General features: G+C 36.9%; 15 protein-coding genes. 6 read left to right on the forward strand and 9 right to left on the reverse strand.

The window, feature by feature from the left end:
* The 3 genes from VIK44_RS01655 to VIK44_RS01665 all read right to left on the reverse strand — a co-directional run.
* On the reverse strand, nt 1–424 hold a 424-nt coding region (locus tag VIK44_RS01655; RefSeq protein ID WP_331552101.1), incomplete at its 3' end, for a flavodoxin domain-containing protein.
* A gap of 167 nt (nt 425–591) precedes the next feature.
* Nucleotides 592–1080, reverse strand: a complete 489-nt coding sequence (locus tag VIK44_RS01660) for a GNAT family N-acetyltransferase (RefSeq protein ID WP_331552102.1) — start codon at nt 1078–1080, stop codon at nt 592–594.
* Between the two features lie 143 nt (nt 1081–1223).
* Entirely contained in the window at nt 1224–2111 is an 888-nt protein-coding gene (locus VIK44_RS01665; RefSeq protein WP_331552103.1) for a fructose bisphosphate aldolase, read from the reverse strand.
* 281 nt (nt 2112–2392) lie between these two features.
* On the opposite strand from VIK44_RS01665, the gene VIK44_RS14185 reads away from it, so the two are divergent.
* Nucleotides 2393–2635 carry a hypothetical protein gene (locus tag VIK44_RS14185; RefSeq protein WP_331552105.1) on the forward strand — a complete coding sequence of 81 codons (243 nt, stop codon included), beginning with the start codon at nt 2393–2395 and terminating at the stop codon, nt 2633–2635.
* On the opposite strand, the gene VIK44_RS01675 is transcribed toward VIK44_RS14185, so the two are convergent.
* Nucleotides 2607–3989, reverse strand: coding sequence for a PP2C family protein-serine/threonine phosphatase (locus VIK44_RS01675; RefSeq protein ID WP_331552106.1), 1383 nt, complete (start codon nt 3987–3989; stop codon nt 2607–2609). The two genes, VIK44_RS14185 and VIK44_RS01675, sit on opposite strands and share 29 nt — an antisense overlap.
* A gap of 299 nt (nt 3990–4288) precedes the next feature.
* Between VIK44_RS01675 and VIK44_RS01680 the strand changes: the two genes are divergently transcribed.
* From VIK44_RS01680 to VIK44_RS01700, 5 genes are all read left to right on the forward strand, one after another.
* Nucleotides 4289–4597, forward strand: coding sequence for a hypothetical protein (locus VIK44_RS01680; protein ID WP_331552107.1), 309 nt, complete (start codon nt 4289–4291; stop codon nt 4595–4597).
* A gap of 9 nt (nt 4598–4606) precedes the next feature.
* Nucleotides 4607–5146, forward strand: a complete 540-nt coding sequence (locus tag VIK44_RS01685) for an RNA polymerase sigma factor (RefSeq protein ID WP_331552108.1) — start codon at nt 4607–4609, stop codon at nt 5144–5146.
* Nucleotides 5147–5148: 2 nt separating this feature from the next.
* Entirely contained in the window at nt 5149–5430 is a 282-nt protein-coding gene (locus tag VIK44_RS01690; RefSeq protein ID WP_331552109.1) for a hypothetical protein, read from the forward strand.
* 1 nt (nt 5431) lies between these two features.
* Nucleotides 5432–5797: a YIP1 family protein gene (locus VIK44_RS01695; RefSeq protein ID WP_331552110.1), complete on the forward strand. Its 366-nt coding sequence runs from the start codon at nt 5432–5434 to the stop codon at nt 5795–5797.
* 312 nt (nt 5798–6109) lie between these two features.
* On the forward strand, nt 6110–6526 hold the full coding sequence (locus VIK44_RS01700; RefSeq protein WP_331552111.1) for a hypothetical protein: 417 nt from the start codon (nt 6110–6112) through the stop codon (nt 6524–6526).
* Between the two features lie 72 nt (nt 6527–6598).
* Here the strand turns inward: VIK44_RS01700 and VIK44_RS01705 are convergent, their stop codons facing one another.
* From VIK44_RS01705 to VIK44_RS01720, 5 genes are all read right to left on the reverse strand, one after another.
* Entirely contained in the window at nt 6599–6781 is a 183-nt protein-coding gene (locus VIK44_RS01705) for a hypothetical protein (RefSeq protein ID WP_331552112.1), read from the reverse strand.
* 90 nt (nt 6782–6871) lie between these two features.
* Nucleotides 6872–7855 (reverse strand): Gfo/Idh/MocA family oxidoreductase, encoded by a 984-nt coding sequence (locus tag VIK44_RS01710; protein ID WP_331552115.1) that lies wholly within the window; start codon nt 7853–7855, stop codon nt 6872–6874.
* 37 nt (nt 7856–7892) lie between these two features.
* Complete coding sequence (locus VIK44_RS14190; RefSeq protein WP_414637039.1) at nt 7893–7979, reverse strand: DUF3786 domain-containing protein; 87 nt, start codon at nt 7977–7979, stop codon at nt 7893–7895.
* An 84-nt stretch (nt 7980–8063) separates the two neighbouring features.
* On the reverse strand, nt 8064–8654 hold the full coding sequence (locus VIK44_RS01715; RefSeq protein WP_331552113.1) for a GrpB family protein: 591 nt from the start codon (nt 8652–8654) through the stop codon (nt 8064–8066).
* A gap of 24 nt (nt 8655–8678) precedes the next feature.
* Nucleotides 8679–9363: hypothetical protein (locus VIK44_RS01720; RefSeq protein ID WP_331552114.1), on the reverse strand; the 685-nt coding region annotated here is incomplete at its 5' end.

A 9363-nucleotide genomic window follows, 5' to 3' on the forward strand; every position in this document is an offset into this window, starting at 1 on the left:
TTCCTCCAAAGTATTTAAGGAAGAGATTGGTGTTAAACCCCTTGCAACTGAATTCACCTTTCACTATGTAACCTTTAGACTGCAGCTTCTGTCTTAATAGTGAGTGATCTTTGTCAACCTTATTCTTTCCCATGATTGCACTTGTAGAGAAAATAAAGCATGACTTCTTATTTACCTCCGGCAGCCGATCTGCCAAATCAAGCAGCTGTTTATAGTGCTTTCCGCTGTCTATGCCTGAACCAAAGCCAATAAAGTCATATTCCTGGAGTTCCTCCAACACTACTTGCTCAGGTGTTTTCACCTGGGCATGCAATACCTCTGCAAATACATTTGCAATTTTAGCCGTATTTTTGTGATGATAGGAGTAGACAATAATAAGACACTTTCGAGCATTGACTTCCGTAACAATATTTACTTCCTGCATCGTTTTCACCTCATTTTTTTTTAAACTACCAAACTTTCAAGGGCATTTGCCGTAATCCAAAATTTCTCTGAATAATCGCCTGCACATATTCTTTTCCATACATTTTCCTGCTCTTTTTTGATGTTATTACCTTGTGATTTATTGATACCCTTAACCCTGATAAAATATCATTTTAATTTACAAAGCATCAGATACTCTTGCTCCAATTCCTCAATAATTTCAAAACCAACTTTTTCATACATCGTTACTGCATAATTATCTTTTTGAACAGCTAAAGAAGCCTGTTTGTACCCATATTCCTTCAATAATAGAAGCATACTTCTCATAAGGTTGGTGCCAATACCTATATTGCGGTACTCTTTATAAAGTGAAATAGCGAATTCAGGGGTAGCCGCATCGATATTTCCAAATCCTTTTACTTCCCCTGCCATTATTCTGGTCCAGACTGCTCCTACAACTTTTCCATCACATTCAGCAACCAAACAATGGTCACCTTCTTTACCAAATCCATCAATATAGGCACTTAACTCTGGTTGATTAATCACTTCCCTTAGCAGCAAATTTCTCTCATCTCTTTGAAAAATAGCTTCATATAAAAAATTAGAAAGTAGAGGTATTTCTTCTTGCCTTAGCGCTCTGATAAAATAATCGTTCATTTAATGCTCCTCTCAAAAATACTTTCAAATAGATAGTCGTACTGAATGGAAATATTGTATCATTTCATTGCCACTAACGACAGATTAAGCGCATAAAAACATCCCCGAAATGTTTGTGATTTCGGGGATGCTCTAATAATGTCTTATTTAATTGATGCATCATAAATCGATTGGATCGATTCATCTAACATCGTGTCAAACTCTGCTTCACTTTGTTTAACATTAAGGCCTTCGGTTAATGCCCTTGAGAAACTTGCAATCAGTTTAGGATTCCTTGCCAGTTTTTCATTTGACTCTTTTCTGGAATATCCTCCAGATAGTGCAACAGTTCTTACAACATTGGGATGTTTTATGATCTCTTCATAGAAATTATCTGCATCGGGAAGGGTAAGTTTAAACATTACCAGACAGTTTGCATCCAATGTTTTCAGGTGTTCGAGTATTTCTTGTTTGAGAATGACTTCCGCTGCTTTTTTATCTTTCATGTGAATATCTATTTCCGGCTCTAAAATTGGTACCAAACCCGCAGCTGCGATGACTTTACCAATTTCAAACTGTTGGTCAATAATTGCTTTTATTCCTATTTCATTCGCTTCTTTTATGACTGAACGCATTTTAGTACCAAAGATATGACGTTCTTTAGCATGAATGAGCAATGCATCAAGATTAGGAATCGGTTTCATTAATTGAACACCATTCTCTAAATCCAATAACCCCTTATCCACTTTCAGAATTGGTAAGATTCCTTTCGTTTCCCAAAGATAATCAGCACTGTATTTCCCATCTACTTTTGAATCCATTGTTTTTTCAAATAGGATAGCCCCAAGAATTCTTTCTTTGGTAAAGGCTGGGCTTTTCATAATCCTTGATCGCATGTCATGAACCAATTCAAACATCTCAGCGTCATCAGCATAGGCTTCTTTTGAAATTCCATAAATCGCAAGTGCCTTTGGTGTGCTGCCGCCACTTTGATCCAGTGCCGCAATAAAACCGTTATCATTTTTCATTCGTTCTAACTGTAACTTATTCATAAATATACCTCCACTTATTATATGTCATTGTTATATTATACACCTTTTTTAAGCTTTTAAACATTATACTTAAGTTAATGGGCAAGATAATCCCATTCAATATGTATTCGTTTCCCAAAAAAACAAAGGACTCCTATTTAGTGAGTTTGATTGATGGGAAACCGTCGAATTGATGGCGTAGTCGCATTCAATTGAAATATTGTATTATTTTTATGTAAATCCGTGCCATTTTTTACTATTCTTTTATTCAATCCATGGTATATTGTAACCATAAATAAGCAATGAAATCTCATATCGAATATGTCAAGGAAAAATGCCCGCAGTTCACAGAAATTATCGTCGTCGATACTCTTGAAGAATGTGTCCGCGGCTCGGATATCCTAAGCTTCGCCACCTCTACTCCTATGGGAAGCAGCCCTTCGGCATATCCTTTCGTCAAAACCGAATGGATCAAGCCCGGCGCTCTCTTCTGTCTCCCAGGTGCCGCAGATAAAGTTAAATTCCGATTTTTAAGGCGACCATAGTAATATCATCAAATTGAGGCGCTCCATTAACGAAACTCTCAATATCTTTTTTTATAGTTGACAGCAGCTCATCAGGGTTTAACTCAGTATTGCTGTTAAGTACAGATCGCAATCTTTCCTCGCCATACAATTCATCGATGGTATTCGTTGCTTCGGTCACACCATCGGTATAGAGATACAATTCATCACCATTTGCCAGCTGCATTTCTACCTGTTTATACTTAATATTTTCCATTCCCCCAAGTATAAAACCAGATTGCAACTTCAGATATTCAAAACTGTCATCTGCTTTTTTTAGCAGCGGCGGATTATGCCCTGCGTTCACACAAATGAAATGATGCGTTGAAATTTCCAACACACCCATCCAAGCCGTGACAAACATGCCCACATCATTATTTTCACAAAGCTGAGCATTTACTACTGTAAAAACTTCTGCCGGCGTAAGGCCAGTCTGCGCATGATTTTTAATCAGCGTTTTAGCAATCACCATAAATAACGCTGCTGGAACACCCTTACCAGACACATCCGCAATCACCACTGCCAAATGATCATCATCAATAGCGAAAAAGTCATAGAAATCGCCGCCAACTTCTTTCGCCGGTTGCATTGTTGCATAAATGTCAAATTCTTTTCTATCAGTGAAGGCCGGAAAGATGCTAGGAAGCATGGATGTTTGGATCTCTGTAGCCACATTAAGTTCAGCTGAAATACGTTGTTTCTCTTCATTGTCCTTTTTCTGTTTATTCAGAAGTTCCCGAGTACGGTTCACCAAAGTAAAACAAATGGGTGATAGTGCCACTAAGATAAATACACGAGGTAAATAATAGAATTTAAGTGTTCTGATTAAAATACTGCCTGTGATAACCCGCTCTTCCACCCCATCCATTTCCAGCATCATATTTGAATCCCACAAACCAAAATACAGACCAGCGAAAATGGCAATGGTCATAAAAACAATACTCCCGGCCAAAGTCCACCCTGTAAATTTTTTTGAATAATAGTGACAGGAAATCAATAACGGACATATCCATGCAAGCACAGTATGCAAAGTCATCATCGTCGAAAGAATGGTTATTCCCAGGATGGTACATGTCATAATGAGGTATTTCAAATACCAGTTTTGACCGCCAATCACTTTAATCAGCAACGATGGTAATAGAAATAATACAATGCTTATCGGCATGGCTATATTCATCAGCATTTTTGAAATAATAAAAAAATTGATAGAATTTAAAATCCATACTATTCCAACAATAGCAGCAACAATTATTAAACATTTAGCCGCATATTGATTCGCCTTATCTTCATTTTCTACAAATATTTCATTATTCATTGTAAGATCATTATTCGCCATAAGCAATTCACTCCCATTTTTAATCTCTACACGTCCAACCAAAATTCATTAAAAAACTATTTATTCATCGGTTAAATCGCTTTATATAAGATCCGTTCGAATAAATCGCAAAATTAAATTCATCCACTTTTTTATATGGAGGAGTGATTTTAGCAACGGTGTATTTTGAATCGACAATATGTAGCTTTCCGCCCTAAATAAAGCATCTTCATTATTCTACCGCATATAAATACTTTAGTCCAGTTACGGTTTAAATTAAATCGCAGCTTCTACTGCAAACAACTACCATAATGCATCTTGTGATTGCCAACCAACCTTATGAAGAAAAGGTGGCTCTTGAAAAAGCAGATTCCCCATCGGAATTTTCAGCTCAAACCCCATTGTATGCCAGCGTGTATTTTATCGAGTCTCCAAAAGGCATGAAATATAAAGCCAAATGGTTTTTGAATGATCAGGAAATAAAATCTGAGGAAAAAGAAATGCCCACCGATAAAAACGGTGTCATTGTCTATTCTCTGGCAGCTGATAAAGTATCGGCAGGCAATTTAAAACTTCAAATATTATTTAGAAATGAGATCTTAACTGAACAACTAATCACTATTAAATGAGGTAACGTCATGAGGCGATGTGAAAAGGATCAACGTTTTTCCAAATTATATACAACCCATATTGATGAAATTTATAAATATGTCTTTTTAAGAACCGGCCTAAATAAAGTGACTGCAGAGGATGTGACCCAGGAAATTTTTATTGATGTTTTTAAAGGATTGGATCACTTTAAAGGTTTATGCTCCGAAAGAACATGGATTTACAAAATAGCTAAAAACAAGGTGTTCAATTATTACCGAACCCATTATAAAAGAAGTATGGAATTCTACAGCATAAGTGATGAAATGGTCAATCATTTGGTGGACCTTCCTCATGATATTGAAACAAAAATAATAGAAACATGTCAAAGCCAACAAATTCTGGCATGCCTGAGGCAGCTTCCCGATCATTATATAATGACTTTGCTGCTTAAATACGTTGATGGGAAAAGCATTAAAGAAATTGCAAAAATCACAGACAAATCCAATAAAGCCGTGGAAAGCGTTTTACAACGTGCAAAATCTGCTTTCCAGAAGCAGTATCAGAAAATAGAAGAAGGTGAGGTTTAGTCATGGAAAAAGATAAACAATTTTTTGAAGATTCCTTTAAAACCTTAGACACGGTTTCAAAGCCTACCGATGAACAAAAAGTTCGTATTTATAATGGGATTCTTAACGCTATTGAATCAAATTCAATGACCCAACCAAAACTCACCACCAGCCCATTTAAAAATTTGGTAATCAATTATCCCTGGCGTTTTGCTTTTGGGGCGGCCTTTGTTCAAACATCAATCTGTACTTTAATTTTTGGTGCAAATTATACCCATTTTATTCTGAAGATACTCGGAGGTTGATATGAATTTATTTTTAGAAGCACTTAACAAACCCGCAGATGCCTTTAAGCGTGGGAATAGAAAGGTCTCCTGGATACTGGTAGCTCTAACTATTGGTGTTGTCACCATATTCGATCCCCTTTTGCAGACTTTTGTTAACGGGACAGGAGTAGCAAAACCCATCGACGGTCTTCAGATTGTCTGGCTATCAGCCGCCGGAATAGGAACTTATCTCCTTATCTGTACGATATTTTGGATAATCGGAAAAATTTTCGGCAGTCTGACCACTTTACAAACTTATATTCGGACCTGGGGAATTTCCTATTTCCCTACCCTTTTGTGTGCCATCATTGTTGCCGTGACGGAAAACTATTTTTTTCTCTTTTGAAATAGCATCATTTGGGCAATGTTCTTTAATGTGGTTTTTGTGGGAATTTTAATTTGGAAAGCCACTTTATACGTCCTGTTTTTTAAAGAAGTCGCAAAACTTAATCGTGGTAAACTGATTGGAGCAATAATACTGGGTATCCTTGCGATTATCATTCTGGCTTGGATTAATGCATTCATTGGATTAAAAACGCCTATATTATAGGGTGCAACTACAATAAATACATTGTCTTTATCATAATTGTTTAAACAAAATATAATAATTAACAGTTACAATTAAGACATTAAATATTTTGAAAGATATGGAGGTACAATGAATTTGGAACGATTTAAAGAAAAGTTAGTGAAATTTATGTCTGGCCGTTATGGTATCGATCAACTTTATTATGCCTTATTATTATTGACGATGGTGCTAATGCTGGTTAATTTAAAAGTTGATTCATTGATTCTTATGTTATTGTCAAATGGAGTTATTCTCCTGTTGATTTTAAGAAGCTTTTCCAGAAATATCAGCAGGCGTGCATGGGAAAACAAGAAATTTTTAAAAATCTGGTATCCGATAAAAAGAAAAGCACGAATGCTCTTTCGGAGAATCAAGGAAATCAAAGTACACCGTTACCGTAAATGTCCCAATTGCAAAAAGACATTGCAGTTGCCAGTTAAGCGAGGAAAAAATACGGTAAAATGTCCCAGATGCCAGGAAAAATTTGAGGTTCGTGTTATTTTATAAAAAAAATTAAAAGAAATGTTAATGAAGCAATATGCACTCAATTTCAGTGTCTGGGATTGGGTGTATATTGCTTTAATAAGCCGAAATAAAACTGAACAAGCCTGAACTGACTTTATTTTCTTCCGCAAATAATTTGCGAATCACATCCATAATTCCTGTGAAAGTGGCGGTATTCGGCCGCAGGTTCCCACTGTCTCCTGACTGATCAACAATAATGGCATCTTTAAATTCCTGGGCAAAGACACCTGTGACCATCGTGAATATACCTTTGGTTATGCTGAGACTCATGTTTTCAAATTATTGAACTGTGCGACAAAGGCCGTTCTGAGGTTATATAAATCCAGCTCATTCTTCTTCGGGATAGCTCATTCCCCATTCTTTTCTAATGTAAGTCATAACTTCCATAACGTCTTTTGTGTAATCCAGATGCATATGATTTTTCTTTCCTGTAATCGCCTTTTCCATATCTTCAAATTCGTACCACAATGCATCTTGGGTATTTCCCAGCTGAATAATCTCCTTCACTCCTGTTTCGTTGTATGTAACAACTGCTTCCATTGCTCTAGGGTATTCCATCACTTCAATATATCCTTTGTCACATGAAATCATACCTCGTTTCGGCTGTTTCGAATGCAATGAAAGTGCTATCGTTACCATTTGCTGCTCGTCGTTCATCAACAAAATAGTCGCTTGTTCATCCACTTTTGTAGGTGCATACATAACTTGACTCACAATTTTTTCTGGTTTTGATTTCAAGAACCATCTAGCAAAAGAAAGCGCATAAATTCCTATATCCAACATCGCTCCACCAGCTAAATTACGGTTAAAAAACCGGTTATTCATATCATACTTTTTATAACTGCCAAAATTTATGGTAATCAGGTTAATATCACCCATACGCCCCCCCTTCACGATCTCATCAAGTTTCTTATATAAAGGCATATGATATAAAGTCATTGCCTCTGCAAGTATTACATTTTTATCATTCGCCAGCATTATTGCTTCTTCTAATTCATCGCTGTTTAATGTAATTGATTTTTCACAAAGAACATGTTTGCCTCTTGACAATGCTTCCCTTAAAAACTGAATATGTGTATTATGAGGTGTTGTAATATAAATAATATCAACTTCATCATCCATAAACATGTCCATATAGTCATCATAAACTTTTTCTACATCATACTTTTCCGCATATTTTAATGCTTTTTCATATGTCCTGTTCCCTACAGCGTATAATTTTCTACCATGTTTTTTTATAGATTCTGCCAATTCATTGGCTATTACTCCACATCCTAAAACCGCCCAATTATATTCTTTCATTTCTTTTATTTCCTTTCGATTTGCTCATTACCTCGGTCTTTTCAAGTTAATCTGTGATCTTTTCATCAAACAGGATTGTTGCCTGTGGAGGAAGTTCATCATCTCCATCCCAAAAGAGAAACCGAATTGGCATACAGGCAAAACCCGTAGTCTTCTGTTATTGTAAATCCGCAGTTAGAACTAGTACTTCACAGGATGTTCACTGTTCAAAAGCCGGTTATTTTTCCAATGGATTATATCGATTAGGGAATTCCTTTTGTGCCTTATCTGTATATTTTTTGATGAATTCGGTTTTGGCATTTGTATACCCATCCCGGTCATATCGATAGGTTTCCAGTAGGCTCAGTTTTAATTCCCCATATTCCCTGGCCACGGGAGTATGAGCTATTAAATAATCTCTGAAATACAGCTCATCCCAATCTCCATTATACCTGACATGGAGATGAAAGGCCTGTCCCTCAAAGCCCTGGGACGAATAACCTTTCATAAACATCATGTGAGGTGAAGGATCATCTGGCTGATGAGCACAGAGATATCCATATTCGATCAAAGTTTCCATTAGCTTATCCGTATCACAGGTTTCAGCGATCTCAAGGAGGATATCGATGGTCGGCTTTGCGATGAGGTCCGGAACCGCTGTACTCCCGTAATGATTGATCCGAGCGATATTCTCAGAACCGATGATCTGAATGAGACCGCTTTCTTCCTCACGATATGCATCTTTCCAGATGATTTGATGAAGACTTAAGATGATCGGGAAAAGCCGCCATAGTTCCTGTTTGGAAAGGGTGGATAAGGGGTTTTTCATGTGTTTCTCCTCTATAATTTTTTCTCACTTAATATCATTAAAATAATCTAAAACCCTCATAGCTCTGAGCGTATTCCAGCGGCTGACTTTTCCTGCCTGTTCCATTTCAAAATGCACTGCAGAACCTGGATAATGCGCAGGTACTTTCCAACGGTCATCACTTGTACGCTTCTTGTAAACTACATCCAGTGCTTCCTGCATTCTTTCATCGTATGAAGCCTCCGCTTTGCGGAAATACTCAAGTGCACGCAGAATATCGTATTTCCAGCGTGTAGGATATGCTATATGCAGCATAGCAGGATTAATAATCTTGCCGGTTCTATCTGATCGGAATAAATGATGTTGGAGAAGGAACTCACGTGCTTCCACTTCAATTTTAATCAGCTCTTCCCGCTTATAGCCATACCCTTGAATTATATACTCCAGTATCCCCTCAAGAGTATTAATTGTAGTATGCATCGAACTATGCTTGGCCCCATATCGGTTAAGCCGACAATTAAAAGCGCCATCTTTCATTTGTTGGCTTATTACAAAATCCACGACAGATTTTATTTTTTCTTCCTCTATACCGAAATAACATGCATAGTTTAAGAACATTCCATTGATGCACATATCACTTTCCGGTACACTCACAAAACCGTTTATACTACCATCCGCACCTTTACAAGTTTCAACTATGACATTAAGCGCTTTCATTATTTCTGTTGTA

Origin of the sequence: Acetobacterium sp., assembly GCF_036508315.1 — a bacterium.
Taxonomy (GTDB): domain Bacteria; phylum Bacillota; class Clostridia; order Eubacteriales; family Eubacteriaceae; genus Acetobacterium.